Raw genomic sequence first — 16,699 nt, 5'->3', positions numbered from 1 at the left:
CAAAGCCAGCGACGACGACGAACCCCGCAGCGACACCAGCACGGAAGGCGGCCGCTTCGCGTGAACGGCAATCACCACGCATGACGCCCGCCCGATGCTGCGTCGCTATGCACAAAGCACGCGCAAAACGCCTCAAGAAACCGCTCTCTGTTGCAGATCGTTACATCGGCGCATGACACATGACCAGCCGTCGGCAACCTGGGCCGCCACACCGATACCGCAACTACGACAACAGCCTCCGCCGCACGGCAAAACCCGCGCGCAGCCGCCTCGCGCAAGCCATTTCGAGACAAAGCCGATGGTGTAATATCCGCCGTCAAGTGCAGGCTCGCGAGGCGCTTTCGCTCATCGAAACGTCATCGATTCAAGCCATGCTCGCGAACAATTCGGGGCCGCGCTATTGCAATTGGCCGGTACGCCCCGAACTCCGGTCCGAACGTTGCGCAGCATCGCGCGCGGCGGCGTAAAGTAGCAGTTCAAGGCAGTCGCGGCGCGCGGACATCGTCGGCGCCGCTTACATTCTCTGGAGGTTTTCATGTCGCTTTTTGACAGCATTTCGCGCACGCTCAAAGGTCTTCTGAACGATGCGGCCGACTCGGTGCAGGATCCGTCGCGCGACTCGCGCCAGATCGTGCGCGAACTCGACGACAGCATCGGCAAGGCCGAGAACTCGCTGATCGAGATTCAGGCGCAGGTCGCCACTCAGCAGAGCAAGCGCGATGTTGCCGCGGACAAGGCGAAGAAATACGAAGACGGCGCGCGCCGCGCGCTGCAGTCCGGCGACGAGGCGCTCGCGCGTGAAGCGCTCGGCGCGCAGGCCACCGCCGAAGCCGAACGCGATGCGCTGACGAAGGAGCTGACCTCGCTCGAGCCGTCGGTCTCGCAGCTGAAGAGCCAGATCGACGACATGCGCACGCGCCGCAACGACCTCAACGCACGCTCGAACATCCTGCAGGCGAAGCAGCAGATCGCGCAGGCGAAGGATACGGCGGCCACCGCGCTGGGCGGCATCGGCGGCAAGAATCTGTCCGAAGATTTCCAGAAGCTCGAAGACAAGGTCGCGCTGTCGAACGCGCGTTCCGACGCACGCCTGAATTCCGCCGACGAGAAAAGCGGTAAGGCGCTCGACGACAAGCTCGCGGACCTGAACCGCGGCCCGTCCGTCGACGATCGTCTCGAAGCGCTGAAGAAGCAGCTCAACACGCCGGCGCAGTAATTGTGCAGCGACAAGCGTGCCGTGGCGAGCGTGCCGCGGTACGTGTACGTGAATCGCCGCGCCTTCGAGGTACGCGCGGCAACCGCAGTGCTTGCCGGACCGCCGCTCGCGGCAGAGCCGGCATACCGGCCGCTCATGGCGGCCACCGCAATCGACTGAAGGAGACGGGCGCGCCGCGCCCGGTCCGCACATGAAAAAATTTCTCGCAACCGCCTGCGCTTCGCTGCTGCTCGTTTCGGCCGCCGCGTTCGCGGTGCCGACGGTGCAGCAGATCGAATCGGCGATGTCGCAAGGCAACTGGCAGCAGGCCGATGCCGGCCTCACCGAAGTGCTGCAGGCGCATCCGAACAACGCGCGTGCGCACTACCTGTACGCGCAGGTGCTCGATCGCGAAGGCCGTTACGGCGACGCGCTCGCGCAGGTGCAGCAGGCGAAGACGCTCGATCCGCAGATCCGCTTCACCGACCCGGGCCGTTTCGCGCAAACCGAAGCACGCCTGCGCCGCGATGCGGAAAACGCGGGCGGCAACGTCACCCGTCACGCCGCGAATCCGTTCGCGCAGCAGAATGCGCCTGCTGTGCAGCAACCGTCGGCGATGATGCCGCAAGCGCAACAATCTCATGGTCCGGGGGTGGGTATGTGGATCGGTCTCCTTATTCTGATCGCGATCATCGCGCTCGTGCTGCGCTGGACCTTGCGCCGCGCCCGCACGCAGGAAGACACGCGCGCCGACGACGAGCGCCGCACGCAACTGAAGCGAGCAACCGACATGCTGAACGCGGTGCGTTCGATCAAGCTCGACGTGAAGATTTCGACCGCGCCGGGTCATGAAGCGCTGGAAAAGGAAGTCGAAGCGACGGAAGACCAATTGCGCGGCGTCGTCGAAACGCTCTCGAACGGCAAGAATCCGCTGCCGCCGTATCAGCTCGACGAACTCGAACAGCGTATCGCGAGCTTGCGCGCGCGCGCCGACGGCCGGCCCGATCCGGCCGCAGCACCAGCGCCCGGCAGCCAGCAATCGGCCTATGCGCAGGAAGCCGAGCGCTTCGGCAGCCCGCAGGCGCCTTATCCGCAGCAGGGTCCGTATCAGCAGCAGCCGCAGGTCATCGTGCAGCAAGGCGGCGGCATGGGTGGCGGCATGGGCGGCCTCCTGACCGGCGTGCTGCTCGGCGAGGCGCTGAACCATGGGCGCGACCGCGTGGTGGAGCGCGACGTGATCGTCGACGACGACGAATTGCGCCGCCGCGGCAACGATGGCGGCAACGGCGGCGGACTCGACTTCGGTCAGGGTTCGAACGACTGGAACGACAACAGCGGCGGCGGTATCGACATGGGCAGCAACGACGATTCGGGCGGCTGGACCGATACCTGATCCCCGACCCTGATCTGATATCGCGGGTCGCCATGCGGCCCGCGTCGACGAAAACAGGCTCCTTCGCGAAGGAGCCTGTTTTTTTGCCGGCCGGTTTTGCTGAGCGCTGCGCAGCGCGAATTCGTCGACCTCAAACCCGCGCCGGCTCATCCGCGCTACCGGCCGCGTGTTGCGCAAGCAGTACCGCCCCCGCGAACAGCCGCACGATGAAGCGCTCCGCATAATCGATCAAGGCGTCGCGCCGCTCGGCACTCGCGTCGATGTATTCAGCGGATAGATGAAACAGTTGCAGCACGACCTGCGTGCAGACTTCGTCGACGGTCCCGCGCGCTAACTGTGGCATCAAGTCGAGCTGCACGACGTCGTCCGCCATTTCCGCCGCCACCTCGTGCAGATTCGCGCGCACCGCTTCGCGCAGTGCCGGCGAGGTGCCGTGATATTCGGCGAGCGCGCTCAGAAACGCCGCGCGGTTTTCCTGCACGAACGCAAAGAACGCCACGCAGGCGCGACGCGGCACGCTATGCGGTTCGTCGTGCGCGGCGAGCCAGCGTTCGCGCCGCAGCATCGGCCGCAGACGCCGGCTTACCGATTCGACGGCTTCGCGCGCCAGATCGTCGAGCGTGCTGAAATGGCGATAGAACGTGTTCGGGTTGAGCCCCGCCTCGCGCGCGAGTTCGCGCAAGCCGAGGCTCGCGAAACTGCGGCCGCCGGCGGTCAGCCGCAGCGCGGCTTCGATCAACTTGCGTTTGCCGGGCGGCAATTCCTGGCCGGCGAGAAGCGCCGCTTCGGGGAAGGAGGTCATGGGGTTTTCGGGCATGACGCTGTAGGTGCCACAGTGGGTACCACGGTAGGTGCCGCCGTGGGTCCGTTTGATAGCAGCACTCTAAACGATCTTGACGCAATGTGTACAGTTGTCTACCCTGCGCTTTACGCTGCGCGTGTAGACAGGCGTAGACGTAGAGGCTGCCCGCCTCGGCCCGGCGTTCGCAACCGGAACGAACACCCGTCGGCGTAACTGTCGGCGTACCCATTCGCCCTACCTGTCCTACACCGCTTTCACCCCATGCCGGAGACCGCCGTGACGCCTGCCCCTTCCGCTTCATCCGCGACACCGCACATTGCGATCGTCGGCAGCGGCTTTGCCGGCATCGGCATGGCGATCCGTCTGCTGCGGATGGGCATCGCGTCGTTCACGATTTACGAGGCCGCGAGCGATATCGGCGGCACGTGGCGCGACAACACCTACCCCGGCGCGGCCTGCGACATCCCCTCGCATCTCTATTCGTTTTCGTTCGAAGCGAACCCGTCGTGGTCGCGCGCATTCAGCGGTCAGGCCGAAATCCTCGCGTATCTGCGGCACTGCGCGCGCAAGTACGGCATCGAGCGCTACGTGCGCTGCAATGCGAAGGTGAGCGCGGCGCGCTTCGACGACACGCGGCAGCTCTGGCATGTCGACATCGATACGAACGGCACACGCGAAACCGTCGAGGCCGACGTGCTGATTGCCGCGAGCGGCCCGCTCTCGCGTCCCGCCTTGCCGCGCATCGCGGGCATCGAACGCTTCGCGGGCAAGCTGTTTCATTCGGCGCGCTGGGACCATGCCTATCCGCTCGACGGCAAACGCGTCGCGGTGATCGGCACCGGGGCCAGCGCGATCCAGTTCGTGCCGAGAATCCAGCCGCGCGTCGCGCACCTCGATCTGTTCCAGCGCACCGCGCCGTGGGTCATGCCGAAGCCCGACAAAGCCGTCGGCCCGCGCATGCAGCGGCTATTCCGCGCGCTGCCGTTCACGCAGCGTCTCGTGCGCAGCGCCATCTACTGGCAGCTCGAATCGCGCGCGCTGGCGTTCGTCGTCAATCCGAAGCTCATGAAGCTGCCGACGAAATTCGGTCTCAGCTATCTCGAGCGTCGTGTGCGCGACCCGGCGCTGCGCGCGAAGCTGACGCCGAACTACCGGCTCGGCTGCAAGCGCATCCTGCTGTCGAGCGACTACTACCCCGCGGTTTGCGCGCCGAACGTCGAGGTGGTGACGAGCGGCATTCGCGAGATCGTCGCCGATGGCATCGTGACCGAAGACGGTGTGCATCGTCAGGTGGACGCGATCATTTGCGGCACCGGCTTCCAGGTCAACGACGTGCGCGCGCCGTTCGAAGTGAGCGGACTCGATGGCGCCGATCTGAGCACGCTATGGCTGCGCGACGGTCCCGAAGCCTATCTCGGCACGAGCATCGCGAACTTTCCGAACTTCTTCATGATCGTCGGCCCGAATACGGGGCTCGGCCACAACTCGATGATCTATATGATCGAGTCGCAGTTGCAATACATCGTCGATTGCCTGCGCGTATTGCGCAGGCGGAACGCTCGCACGATGACCGTGCGCGCCGACGTGCAGCGCGATTTCAATGCGCGTCTGCAACAGGACATGCGCCGCTCGGTATGGACCACGGGCTGCCATAGCTGGTATCAGACGAATAGCGGCAAGGTCACGGCGATCTGGCCCGGCTTCACGTTCGCGTTTCGCAGGCGCACGCGGCGCGTGCGGCCCGAGGATTACCGCTTCGCGCGTTGAGGCTGGGCGTGCCGCCCTGCCTGGCGCCGGGCCTGGCGCTTTACTTGCTGCCGGGCTGCCGCAGGCAAGGCGTGACTGGCGAAAAGCATGCGGCCCCCGAGCGACACCCACACCGAACAACTAACAACACAGGGAGATAAGAACATGGCAGACACCGGCTCCACCTCATCCGCTTCCGCTGCGATGCTGCCGCGGCGCCCGCTCGCCGCGCGTCTCGGCATCACGAGCGTGCCGCGCGACGAACTGCGTCGGCGCTATACGCAAAGCGGCTCGAAGTTCGTGACGATCATGGGCGCCGACGTGCATTACGTGGACGAAGGTGCAAGCGAAGACGCGGGCCAGGGCAGCACGATCGTGATGATTCACGGCTTCGCTTCATCGTTGCATACGTGGAACCGTGTCGCCGACGAGCTGAAACGCGCGCATCGCGTGATCCGTCTCGATCTGCCGCCATTCGGCGTGACGGGACCGCTGCATTCGGCGAGCGGCGCAATCGAAACGATGGACCTGCCGACCTACCGCCGCTTCATCGACACGTTCATGCAGGCGCTCGGCATCGCGCGCGCGACGCTGATCGGCAATTCGCTCGGCGGCCTGATTGCATGGGACTACGCGCTGCGCCATCGCGGCGCCGTCGAGCGGCTCGTGCTGATCGATTCGGCCGGCTTTCCGATGAAACTGCCGATCTACATCGACCTGTTCAACCGCTCGCTGGTGCGCGTCAGTTCGCCGTGGTGGCTGCCCGAGGTGATCGTCACAAGCGCGGTGCGCAACGTGTATGGCGATCCGCGCAAGCTCGACCCGCTGACGCTGCGCCGCTACGTCGAGTTCTTCCACGGCGAGGGCACGCGCGCGGCGATCGGCAAGATGGTGCCGACGCTAGACTTCCGCGCGCTCGACACCGAGGCGCTGAAAACGCTCGACGTCCCCACGCTCGTGCTGTGGGGCGCGAAAGACCGCTGGATTCCGACCGCCCATGCCGCCGAGTTCGCGAGCCGCATTCCGGGCGCGCAATCGGTCATGTATGCGGAACTCGGCCATATTCCGATGGAAGAAGCGCCCGAGCGCGTGCTCTCCGATCTGCGCACGTTTCTGGGGACGCCAGCGGTTCATGCGCGGGTCCAGGCGGACGTGCAGGCCTGAGGAAACGCGCCGCGCCTCGGTCTAAGCCGATGCATCGATCCGCCAGCCTTGCCGGCACCGCCGCGGGCCGGCGCTCTCAGCCGCCGCCGCTCAGCAGCCGCAGCAGGTCCCACAGGAACTTGCAGATCATCACGATCAGTTCCCACAGGCGATAAAGCGGCTCCCAGTCCATCACGCGCGCAAGGCACTCGAGCAGGGTCATCGGTTGGAAAAACAGTAGCCCGCACAACGGCGGTCGAGGAAAGAAATAGCCGCCGCGCACGCGGCGCGCCGCACGTCCTTGCGCGCGGGCACGCTATGTCCGCGTCACACCGCCATCATCGCGCGCTTGCGCTCGGCGCGCTGCATGACGAAGTTGGCCGCGACCACCCCGACCGTCACGACCGCGATGAACAGCGTCGCAAGCGCGTTCATCTCGGGATTCAGGCCCAGGCGCACGCGCGAGAACACGACGAGCGGCAAGGTCGTCGAACCGGGGCCGGACAGGAACGCCGACAGCACGAGGTCGTCGATCGACAGCGTAAACGACAGCAGCCAGCCCGACACCAACGCCTGCGAAATCAGCGGCAGCGTGACGAAGAAGAACACGCGCAGCGGCGTCGCGCCGAGGTCGAGCGCGGCCTCTTCGAGCGACGGATGCAACTCCCGCACACGCGACTGCACGATGATCGCGACGTACGAAATGCACAGCATCACATGGCCGATCCAGATCGTGAAGATACCGCGTTCGGCCGGCCAGCCGATCAGGTGCGCCATTTCGATGAACAGCAGCAGCAGCGAGATGCCCTGAATCACTTCGGGAATCACGAGCGGCGCGTTGATCATGCCCGTATACAACGTGAAGCCGCGAAAGCGCCCCATGCGCGCGAGCACGAAACCAGCCCAGGTGCCGATGACAACCGACGCGAACGCCGTCATCAAACCGATGCGCAGCGACAGCCACGCCGAGGCGATCAGCTCGTCGTCGTGCAGCAGCGCCGCATACCAGCGCGTCGAAAAACCGGTCCAGACCGTGACCAGTTGTGATTCGTTGAACGAATACACGACGAGGCTCACGATCGGGATATACAGGAACAGAAAGCCGATGCCGAGCGCGATCAGCTGCAACAGGCGATTCGGCTTCATTGGCGGCCCTCGTCCAAGGCCTTCGCCTGCGCATGCTGGAACAGCGCCATCGGCACGAGCAGCAGCAGCACCATCGCGCACGTCACGGCGGATGCCATCGGCCAGTCGGCGTTGTCGAAGAACTCGTTCCACATGACGCGGCCGATCATCAGCGTATTCGCGCCGCCGAGCAGCTCAGGGATCACGTACTCGCCGACCGCCGGAATGAACACCAGCAGGCAGCCCGCGACGATGCCGTTCTTCGAGAGCGGCAGCGTGATCTGCCAGAACGCCTTCCACGGTTTCGCACCGAGGTCGTAGGCGGCTTCGAGCAAGGTCAGGTCCATTTTCACGAGGTGCGCGTAAAGCGGCATCACGAGAAACGGCAGGTACGAATAGACCATGCCGATATAGACGGCCGTGTTCGTGTGATACAGCTCGATCGGCGTATGAATCAGCCCGATCGACATCAGGAAGTTGTTCAGCAAGCCGTTGTTCTTCAGGATGCCGATCCATGCGTACACGCGGATCAGGAACGACGTCCAGAACGGCAGCATCACGGCCATCATCAGCAGATTGCGCGTGGCCGGATTCGAGCGCGCGATGTAGTAGGCCATCGGGTAGCCGATCAGCAGACACAGCACGGTCGAGATCGCCGCGACCACCACCGAGTTGACGTAGGTCGCGAAGTACAGGCTGTCGGTCAGCAGAAACGCGTAGTGCGACAGGTCGAGCGTGATGTGCAGCGCGCCGTCGGCAAAGTCGACGAGGCGCGTATACGGTGGAATGCCGAGCTGCGAATCGGCGAAGCTGATCTTCACGACCAGCAGGAACGGCACGAGGAAGAACAGCAGCAGCCAGATAAACGGCCCCGCTACCACCGCGGTGCGGCCCGTGAGCTTCAGGCGCCGCACCGGCCACGCGAAGAACGACACGAGCGCCTCTTTCATGACGTCAGCACCACGCCGGCCGATGCGCTCCAGCGCACGTACACTTCGTCGCCCCAGGTAGGCGGCTCGATCTCGGTGAGCGCGAGGCTCGTCACGTTCGCGATCACGGTCTTGCCGCCCTCAAGCTTCACGTGATAGAGCGAATAGCCGCCCATGTACGCGATATTCGTGACGACGCCCTTGCCCCAGTTGTGCGCGCCCTCGGGCGGCTTGCGCGTGAGCGCGATGCGCTCGGGGCGCACCGAGATCGTCACGGGCATGCCGAGCGGTCCCGTGATGCCGTGATTGACGTGCAGCTGGCACGGCAGGTCCGGCGTTTCGATAAAGACGTGATCGGCTTCGTCCTCGACCGTATGGCCGTCGAACAGATTGGTCGAGCCGATGAATTCCGCCGAGAAGCGGCTGTTCGGATACTCGTAGACCTCGTGCGGCGTGCCGAGCTGAACGATCTGGCCTTCGCTCATCACGGCGAGGCGGCTCGCCATCGTCATCGCTTCTTCCTGATCGTGCGTGACCATCATGCAGGTCACGCCGACCTGGTCGAGAATATTGACGAGTTCGATCTGCGTGCGCTGGCGAATCTGCTTGTCGAGCGCCGACATCGGCTCGTCGAGCAGCAGCAGCTTGGGGCGCTTGACCAGCGAGCGCGCCAGCGCGACGCGCTGCTGCTGGCCGCCCGACAGCTGATGCGGCTTGCGCTTCGCGAAGCGGCCCATTTGCACGAGTTCGAGCGCGTTGTGCACGCGGTCTTTCAGTTCGGCCTTCGGCACGCCTTCCTGCTTGAGGCCGAACGCGACGTTCGCCTCGACCGTCATATGCGGAAAGAGCGCGTACGACTGGAACATCATGTTGACCGGCCGGCGGTACGGCGGCAGTTGCGCGAGGTCTTCGCCGTCGATCAGGATCCTGCCCGAGGTCACGGTTTCGAGCCCGGCCATCATGCGCAGCAAGGTCGACTTGCCGCAGCCCGAACTGCCGAGCAGCGCGAACAGTTCGCCCTTCTTCACCGACAGATTGACGCCCTTGACCGCCACGGTCTCGCCGAACTTCTTCACGACGTCGACGATCTGGATGAACTGGTCCGCTGCGTCGCCCGTCACGGCGTTCGGGCCCGGGGACGGCGCGCCCACCCCCGCCAGCGCGCCCGGCTGGTCACTACTGATCATAATGCTGCTTCACTCCGGCGTTTGACGAACAAAGCCCCCGGTGAACACCGAGGGCTTCATGATGATGCGGATTCCCTGCTGCGCGCCGCGCTCAGCGGCCGGACTTGAGTTCGGTCCACAGCCGCGTTTGCAGCCGCTGGATTTCCGGCGGCAACGGCTTCAGCAGGAACAGCGTCTTGATGGTCTCAGGCGACGGATACACGGCCGGATCGTTCGCGACGTCCTTGTCCACGTACTTGCGCGCTTCCAGGTTGGTGCTCGGATAGTACACGGCATTGGTGATCGCGGCGTGTACCTGCGGCGTCTCGATGTAGTTGATCCATTCGAGCGCGGCTTCCTTGTGCTTCGCGTCCTTCGGAATCGCCATCACGTCGAACCAGACCGGCGCGCCGCCCTTCGGAATGTAGTACTCGATCCTGTACGGCTTCTTCGCTTCGATCGTGCGATGCTTGGCGATCACGACGTCGCCCGACCAGCCGTACGCGAAGCAGATGTCGCCGCCGACCAGATCGTTGATATAGCCCGACGAGTTGAACTGCGTGATGTACGGACGGATCTTCTTGAGCACTTCGAGCGCGGCGCGATAGTCGGCCGGGTTCGTGCTCATCGGATCCTTACCCATGTAGTGCAGCGTGGCCGCGAACATCTGGTCCGGCGCATCGAGCACCGACACGCCGCAGGCCTTCAGCTTCGAGATGTTCTCGGGCTTGAAGAGGATGTCCCAGTTATCGAGCGGGGTGTCCTTGCCGAGAATCTGCTGGGCCTTCGTGACGTTGTAGGCGAGCCCGGTCGTGCCGTAAGCCCAGGGCACCACGTACTTGTTGCCCGGATCGGCGCCGGCGACGAGCGCCATCAGCGACGGGTCGAGATATTTAAGGTTCGGCAGCTTCGATTTGTCGAGCGGCTCGAAAATGCCGGCGGCGATCTGCTTGCCCGCGTAGTTGCTGGTCGGCACGACGATGTCGTAGCCCGAATTGCCGGTGAGGAGCTTGGCCTGCAGCGTGTCGTCGCTGTCGTAGTTGTCGTACCTGACCTGCACGCCGGTCTGCTTCGTGAAGTTCGGGATCGTGTCCTTCGCGATGTAGTCGGACCAGTTATACACGTTGAGCTGCGTATCCTTCGCAGCGGCCGTCAACCACGGCGCCGCGCACAAGACCAGCGCCACCACCTGCCCCACTACCCGTCGTTTCATCCCGTTCTCCGATCCCGTCGTCACTCAAGCCGCTGCGTCGCGCGCGGCCCCCGAAAACTACCACCAATTACCGCGCGGTCCAAAAAAAACGCCGAGCTGTCGCGCAAACGGCACAGCTCGGGCCGCACCGCTGCAAAATGGCCGCAATTTTAACGGGTTATCGGCGCGTGTCCACCTAAAATTATGCGGGATTATGGGGCTGATAACCGGGTGGCCGCGGCTTGCGCCGGCGTCGCCAGCCCGCCGTTATCGCACTGTCATCCCGTTGTCAGGTGAGCGCGCGAGTAGCGGTGCACAATAGGCGCTTGAGGCTGGCGCCGCCATCATGCAATAGCCGCCCTGCCTCGCTCCACCGCCCGCCGCGCGCGACGGGCAGGTGGCTTGCAAGAGGATGCGTCTCTCCGACCTCAGGCACCGATGAACACCAATCCTTTCGCGTTGCGCCCCAACCGCCGCCGGCGTCTGCCGGGCGAGCCCACGCGGCCCGCGCACTGGTTCTCGTTCCTCGGCGCTGGCGCGCTGATCGCGGTCGGCTATATCGACCCCGGCAACTGGGCGACCGCGCTCGGCGCCGGCGCGGGCTACGGCTACCGGCTGCTCGGCATCGTGCTGCTGTCGAGCGCGATGGGGATGCTGATGCAATGGCTGTCGTCGCGGCTCGGCGTCGTAACCGGGCGCGACCTCGCGCAGCTATGCCGCGAGCGCAACGGCCGGCGCGCGACGCTGTTCCTGTGGCTGACGAGCGAGGTCGCGATCATCGCCTGCGACGTCGCCGAGGTGGTCGGCAGCGCCGTTGCACTGCAACTGCTGCTCGGCGTCTCGCTGACGGTCGGCGTAATGATGTCGGCGGTCTGCACGTTCGCGCTGCTCGCGCTCCAGCAGAAAGGCGGCCGCCGCCTCGAAGCGGTGATCGCCGTGCTGATCGGCTTCGTCGGCCTGTGCTTCGTCGTGCAACTCGCGCTCGCGCGGCCCGACTGGCGTGCGGCGCTGGCCGGCACCGCGCCGAGCGTCGAGCTGCTGAGGAATGCGGGCATGGTGTGGCTCGCGGCCGGCATCGTCGGCGCGACGGTCATGCCGCACAACCTCTATCTGCACTCGGCGCTCGTCAAGCATCACGCGCCGGACGGCAGCGACCCGCGCATCAAGGTCGCGCTGCACGTGGTCAATCTCGATACGTTCGGCTCGCTCGCGTTCGCATTCGTCATCAACGCGGCGCTGCTGATCGTCGCGGCGGCCGTGTTCTACGCGAGCGGGCATCGCGACGTGACCGATCTCGCCGACGCGCACCGGCTGATCGCGCCGCTCGTCGGCAGCCGCTGGGCCAGCATCCTGTTCGCGGCGGCACTGCTCGCCTGCGGCCTGAGCGCGACCGTCACCGGCACGCTGGCCGGTCAGACCGTCATGGAAGGCTTTCTGCAAATCCGGCTGCCGCGCTGGAAACGCGCGCTGCTCACGCGCGCGCTCGCGATCGGGCCGGCGCTGCTCGCGGTCGCGCTGTTTGGTCCGCGCGGCTCGAACCAACTGCTCGTCGCGAGCCAGGTGGTGCTGAGCCTGCAATTGCCGCTCGCGGTCGTGCCGCTGATCCGCTACGCATCCGATGCGAACCTCATGCGCGGCTGGCGCGTGCATGGCGTGCCGCTTGCGCTCGCGTGGCTGTCGGCGGCGTTTATCGTGATGCTCAATGGGGCCTTGCTGTGGCAGTTGGCGCTGGGCGCGTGACGCTTACGCATCGGGTAACATGGCGGGACTCCGCTTTTGCGCCACAAGGTTTCCGATGACTTCGAATCTTCACGATCTCCCCGACAGCCCGTGCGTCGGCGTCTGCTCCACGCTGTTCGATGAAGTCTGCAAAGGCTGCGGCCGCACCGCCGACGAAGTATCCAACTGGGTGTTCCTCAGCGACGAGGAAAAGCGCGCGATCTGGGAACGTATCAAACGGGAAGGCACGGCGATGCGTTTTCAGTACGACCGGTTGTAGGCCAGACAAGCCGTAGGCCGGTTTTCTCCGCAAATCGCGGGGAATGCGGGTGAGGCAGGTCGCGCATCGTGTCGTACCGCGCCTGAATGCCATGCCATGGAAAATGCCGGGACGTCCCGGCATTTTCTATTTTTGCGGCCGGCATTCGTGTCCGGATAAGGAAACGCCTGCGCCACAGCAAAAAGCCCGCCGAGGTATCCACCTCGGCGGGCCATCGGGTTCCATCAGGTTTCGCTACGCTGCCTCAAGACAATCAGGACAAACCGGCTGCCTCGAACAGGCTTTACTCCACGCCCTGACTCGTCAGGAAGTCCTCGTAATTACCGCCGAAGTCGTTCAACGTCCCATCGGTCTTCACTTCGATGATCCGGTTCGCGAGGCCGCTCACGAATTCGCGGTCGTGCGAGACGAAAATCAGCGTGCCGTCGAACTTGTCGAGCGCGATCTGCAGCGACTCGATCGACTCCATGTCCATGTGGTTGGTCGGCTCGTCCATCAGCAGCACGTTGTGGCGGCCGAGCATCAGCTTGCCCCAGATCATGCGGCCCTTCTCGCCGCCCGACAGCACCTTGACCGATTTGCGGATGTCGTCCGCATTGAACAGCAGGCGGCCGAGCGTGCCGCGCACCATCTGCTCGTCGTCGCCTTCCTTGCGGTACTGGTCGATCCAGTCCATCAGCGTGACGTCAGTCGGAAACTCTTCGTAGGTATCTTGCGGCATGTAGCCGATGTTGGCGTTTTCCGCCCACTTCACCGTGCCGTGATCGAGTTGCAGATTGCCGAGCAGCGAGCGCAGCAGCGTGGTCTTGCCCGCGCCGTTCTCGCCGATGATCGCGATGCGCTCGCCCGGCTGCACGCTGATGCTGAAGTTGTTGAAGATCGAGCGTTCGTATTTCTTCGAGATGGTATCCGCCACCACCGCGATGTTGTGCAGCTTCTTCTCGAACTCGAAACGGATAAACGGGTTCTGCCGCGACGACGGCTTGAATTCCTCAATCTTGATCTTGTCGATCATCTTCAGACGGCTGGTGGCCTGGCGCGCCTTCGACTTGTTCGCCGAGAAGCGGCGCACGAAGTCCTGCAGGTCGGCCACGCGCTCCTTGGCCTTCGCATTGGCAGCCTGCTGACGCTCGCGCGCCTGCGTGCTGGCGAGCATGTAGTCGTCGTAGTTGCCCGGGTAGACCTTCAGCGTGCCGTAGTCCATGTCGGCCATGTGCGTGCAGACCTGGTTCAGGAAGTGCCGGTCGTGCGAGATGATGATCATCGTCGAGTTGTACTGGTTCAGAACATCTTCCAGCCAGCGGATCGAGTTGATGTCGAGGTTGTTGGTCGGCTCGTCGAGCAGCAGCACGTCCGGCTTCGAGAACAGCGCCTGGGCGAGCAGCACGCGCAGTTTCCAGCCCGGCGCCACGTTGCTCATCGGGCCGTTGTGGTCTTCGATCGCGATGCCGATGCCGAGCAGCAGTTCGCCCGCGCGCGCTTCGGCCGTGTAGCCGTCGTACTCGGCGAACTTCGCTTCGAGTTCGGCGGCGTGCATGTAGTCGTCGTCGGTGGCGTCGGGGTTCGCGTAGATCGCGTCGCGCTCGGTCATGGCGGCCCACATTTCGGTGTGGCCCATCATCACGACGTCGAGCACGCGTACGTCTTCGTAGGCGAACTGGTCCTGGCGGAGCTTGCCGAGACGCACGTTCGGTTCGAGCATCACGTTGCCCGAGCTCGGTTCGAGATCCGAGCCGAGAATCTTCATGAAAGTGGATTTACCGCAGCCGTTCGCACCGATCAGGCCGTAGCGGTTCCCTTCCCCGAATTTGACCGAAATGTTCTCGAAGAGGGGCTTCGGCCCGAATTGCATGGTGATATTGGCAGTAGACAGCACGGCGCGTCCCTTTGAATGTGATATCGGCGAAAAACCCAATATTTTAGCAGACTATCGCTAATCTAACCCGCACGGACTGCGCCGCTTTGCCTGACGGCCCCATCCGTTGTTGCGGCGTCGGTAATACGGCGGTGAAAACCGGCGGCTCGGTATCGATCGGTATCGGCAAATTTCGTGGCCGCGCGCCACGGCGGGATGGCCGGCCAACGCCGCACGGCCTGACGGATCGGGCCATCGCATGTTACGTGCCGCGCATGACGCCGCTTTAACGGTCACACACCCGGCCCCACACGCGGCCACGCCACCGCCCCAGGCGTGCGGCCACACGCATCACCCATAAACCGCGCACATCGTTGCCTATACTTTTCGAAGGCGCTTGTCTCGCCCGCGCCCGGCCGAACGGCGCTTTGCCGATCTGCGGCGCAGACCCAGGAGAACATCCATGTCAGAGCACGTTTACAAGAAGATCGAACTGACCGGCTCGTCGACGAAATCGATCGACGACGCCATCAGCACCGCCATCGCCAAAGCGTCGAAAACGCTGCGTAATCTGCACTGGTTCGAAGTGACGGAAACGCGCGGGCAGATCCAGGACGGCAAGGTCGCGTACTGGCAGGTAACGCTCAAGGTAGGCCTGCGTATCGACGACTGAAAGCAGGATTGAGCAGCGGCGTTGCAGTGTCGTGACGCGGCGGCAGTCTCCGGTACTGCGACGTCGCGGAATCGGCGGTAGAAAAAAGCTGCACCCGGGCTGAGGCGGACGCAGCTTTTTCGCAGCGTTTTCGTGAAACCGGCCCGGCTTGCCGCAGCAGATGTCGCAGACGAGCCGCTCAAGAACCGGCTGCGGCTACAACGTGCCAGCGTTCACCGGCCGATGCCGATACCCGCCGGGCACTGCGAACCGGCCCGAGGCGACACGCCCCGGCCGCCCTGCCGCGCCTCACTTCGGCAACGACCCGTCCACCCCCTCGACATACCAGTTCAGGCGCTGCAATTCCGGATCGGTCAGCGTCTTGCCGTCCGGAATCTTCACCGCCCCCGACTGATCCTTGATCGGCCCCGTGAACACGTCGCGCTTGCCGCTCGCGAGTTCCTCGCGTTTCGCCGCCACCTGTTTCTGCGCATCGGCCGAAATCGCCGACGTGTTCAGGTCTTCGAGATTGACCGCCTTCTGCGGCAGGCCCCACCACACCGGATCGTTCTTCCACTTGCCGTCGAGCACCTGCTGGATCACCGCGTTGTAGTACACGCCCCAGTGCGCGACCACCGAGCCGAGGTGCGCGTCAGGACCGAACTTCTTCATGTCCGAATCCCAGCCGAACGCATGCACGTGTTTCTCCGACGCGGTCGCGAGCGTCGCGCTCGAATCGGTGTTCTGCAGCAGCACGTCGGCGCCCTGGCCGATCAGCGTTTCGGCGGCCTGCTTTTCCTTGCCCGGATCGAACCAGCTGTTGATCCAGATCACCTTCGTATGCACCTTCGGATTCACCGAGCGCGCGCCGAGCGTGAACGCGTTGATGTTGCGCACGACTTCCGGAATCGGCACCGACGCGACGAAGCCGAGCGTGTTGCTCTTCGTCACGTAGCCCGCGGCGACGCCGGCCAGATAGGCGCCCTGGTACATGCGCACGTCGTAGGTGCCGAAGTTCGGCGCTTTCTTGTAGCCGGTCGCGTGCAGGAACACGGCGTCCGGGAAGTCCTTCGCCACCTTCAGCTGGAAGTCCTGGAAGCCGAAGCTCGTGCCGAAGATGATCTTGTTGCCCTTGTTCGCGAGATCGCGGAACACACGCTCCGAGTCGGCCGATTCCGGCACGTTCTCGACGCGCGTGATTTTGATCTTGTTGCCGAACTTCGCCTCGACTTCGCGCGAGCCCTGGTCGTGCGCGAAGGTCCAGCCGGCATCGCCCGGATTGCCGATATAGACGAAGGCGACGCCCGGCACATCGGCGGCCTGCGCGGTTTGCGCGAGCGGCGCGGCGAGTGCGAGCGAAGCCGCGCACGAGGCGAAAGCGGTCAGCAGATTTCTTCTCTTCATGTGGTTCCCCTGTCGTGTTAACCGGAATGTGCAGCGCGGAATGTGCAGCGCGGACTGTGATGAGCGAAACGTGAAGCGCGGACTGCGATGAACGGACT

15 protein-coding genes are annotated in these 16,699 nt (G+C 64.4%); 7 read left to right on the top strand and 8 right to left on the bottom strand.

What is annotated here, in order from left to right:
- Positions 1–535: 535 nt before the first annotated feature.
- Together GXB81_RS18895 and GXB81_RS18890 are read left to right on the top strand one after the other, a co-directional pair.
- Positions 536–1,216 carry a PspA/IM30 family protein gene (locus GXB81_RS18895; RefSeq protein WP_167046048.1) on the top strand — a complete coding sequence of 227 codons (681 nt, stop codon included), beginning with the start codon at positions 536–538 and terminating at the stop codon, positions 1,214–1,216.
- 190 nt (positions 1,217–1,406) lie between these two features.
- Positions 1,407–2,588, top strand: a complete 1,182-nt coding sequence (locus tag GXB81_RS18890) for a tetratricopeptide repeat protein (RefSeq protein WP_205990029.1) — start codon at positions 1,407–1,409, stop codon at positions 2,586–2,588.
- Positions 2,589–2,718: 130 nt separating this feature from the next.
- On the opposite strand, the gene GXB81_RS18885 is transcribed toward GXB81_RS18890, so the two are convergent.
- The gene (locus tag GXB81_RS18885; protein ID WP_205990028.1) at positions 2,719–3,405 is read right to left on the bottom strand and encodes a TetR family transcriptional regulator; all 687 of its coding nucleotides are present in this window, start codon (positions 3,403–3,405) and stop codon (positions 2,719–2,721) included.
- Between the two features lie 261 nt (positions 3,406–3,666).
- On the opposite strand from GXB81_RS18885, the gene GXB81_RS18880 reads away from it, so the two are divergent.
- Both GXB81_RS18880 and GXB81_RS18875 read left to right on the top strand, forming a co-directional pair.
- Positions 3,667–5,157 (top strand): NAD(P)/FAD-dependent oxidoreductase, encoded by a 1,491-nt coding sequence (locus tag GXB81_RS18880; RefSeq protein ID WP_167284046.1) that lies wholly within the window; start codon positions 3,667–3,669, stop codon positions 5,155–5,157.
- Between the two features lie 144 nt (positions 5,158–5,301).
- The gene (locus GXB81_RS18875; RefSeq protein ID WP_167046060.1) at positions 5,302–6,300 is read left to right on the top strand and encodes an alpha/beta fold hydrolase; all 999 of its coding nucleotides are present in this window, start codon (positions 5,302–5,304) and stop codon (positions 6,298–6,300) included.
- Between the two features lie 76 nt (positions 6,301–6,376).
- Here the strand turns inward: GXB81_RS18875 and GXB81_RS31790 are convergent, their stop codons facing one another.
- From GXB81_RS31790 to GXB81_RS18855, 5 genes are all read right to left on the bottom strand, one after another.
- Positions 6,377–6,502, bottom strand: a complete 126-nt coding sequence (locus tag GXB81_RS31790; RefSeq protein ID WP_277396795.1) for a hypothetical protein — start codon at positions 6,500–6,502, stop codon at positions 6,377–6,379.
- A 104-nt stretch (positions 6,503–6,606) separates the two neighbouring features.
- A complete protein-coding gene (locus GXB81_RS18870; protein ID WP_167046063.1) occupies positions 6,607–7,425 on the bottom strand; it encodes an ABC transporter permease subunit in 819 nt (272 codons plus the stop codon).
- Positions 7,422–8,354 carry an ABC transporter permease subunit gene (locus GXB81_RS18865; protein WP_205990027.1) on the bottom strand — a complete coding sequence of 311 codons (933 nt, stop codon included), beginning with the start codon at positions 8,352–8,354 and terminating at the stop codon, positions 7,422–7,424. Before GXB81_RS18865 ends, GXB81_RS18870 begins: the two co-directional genes overlap by 4 nt.
- A complete protein-coding gene (gene potA / locus GXB81_RS18860) occupies positions 8,351–9,520 on the bottom strand; it encodes a polyamine ABC transporter ATP-binding protein (protein WP_167046069.1) in 1,170 nt (389 codons plus the stop codon). The genes GXB81_RS18865 and potA overlap by 4 nt, the downstream gene beginning before the upstream one ends.
- Positions 9,521–9,611: 91 nt before the next feature.
- Positions 9,612–10,712, bottom strand: coding sequence for a polyamine ABC transporter substrate-binding protein (locus GXB81_RS18855; protein WP_205990026.1), 1,101 nt, complete (start codon positions 10,710–10,712; stop codon positions 9,612–9,614).
- Between the two features lie 417 nt (positions 10,713–11,129).
- On the opposite strand from GXB81_RS18855, the gene GXB81_RS18850 reads away from it, so the two are divergent.
- Together GXB81_RS18850 and GXB81_RS18845 are read left to right on the top strand one after the other, a co-directional pair.
- The gene (locus tag GXB81_RS18850; protein ID WP_167046075.1) at positions 11,130–12,431 is read left to right on the top strand and encodes an Nramp family divalent metal transporter; all 1,302 of its coding nucleotides are present in this window, start codon (positions 11,130–11,132) and stop codon (positions 12,429–12,431) included.
- A 55-nt stretch (positions 12,432–12,486) separates the two neighbouring features.
- Positions 12,487–12,690, top strand: coding sequence for a DUF1289 domain-containing protein (locus tag GXB81_RS18845; protein WP_167046078.1), 204 nt, complete (start codon positions 12,487–12,489; stop codon positions 12,688–12,690).
- Between the two features lie 283 nt (positions 12,691–12,973).
- Here GXB81_RS18845 and GXB81_RS18840 read toward each other — a convergent pair whose 3' ends face one another.
- Positions 12,974–14,566 (bottom strand): ABC-F family ATPase, encoded by a 1,593-nt coding sequence (locus tag GXB81_RS18840; RefSeq protein ID WP_167046080.1) that lies wholly within the window; start codon positions 14,564–14,566, stop codon positions 12,974–12,976.
- 442 nt (positions 14,567–15,008) lie between these two features.
- Between GXB81_RS18840 and GXB81_RS18835 the strand changes: the two genes are divergently transcribed.
- The gene (locus GXB81_RS18835; RefSeq protein WP_167046083.1) at positions 15,009–15,218 is read left to right on the top strand and encodes a dodecin; all 210 of its coding nucleotides are present in this window, start codon (positions 15,009–15,011) and stop codon (positions 15,216–15,218) included.
- 288 nt (positions 15,219–15,506) lie between these two features.
- On the opposite strand, the gene GXB81_RS18830 is transcribed toward GXB81_RS18835, so the two are convergent.
- On the bottom strand, positions 15,507–16,601 hold the full coding sequence (locus GXB81_RS18830; protein WP_205990025.1) for a BMP family ABC transporter substrate-binding protein: 1,095 nt from the start codon (positions 16,599–16,601) through the stop codon (positions 15,507–15,509).
- Positions 16,602–16,699 lie beyond the last annotated feature (98 nt).

The organism is Paraburkholderia sp. Ac-20336, assembly GCF_017105025.1.
GTDB lineage: Bacteria > Pseudomonadota > Gammaproteobacteria > Burkholderiales > Burkholderiaceae > Paraburkholderia.
Note: the sequence above shows the minus strand (reverse complement) of the source record. Positions and strands in the feature narration are given on the sequence as shown.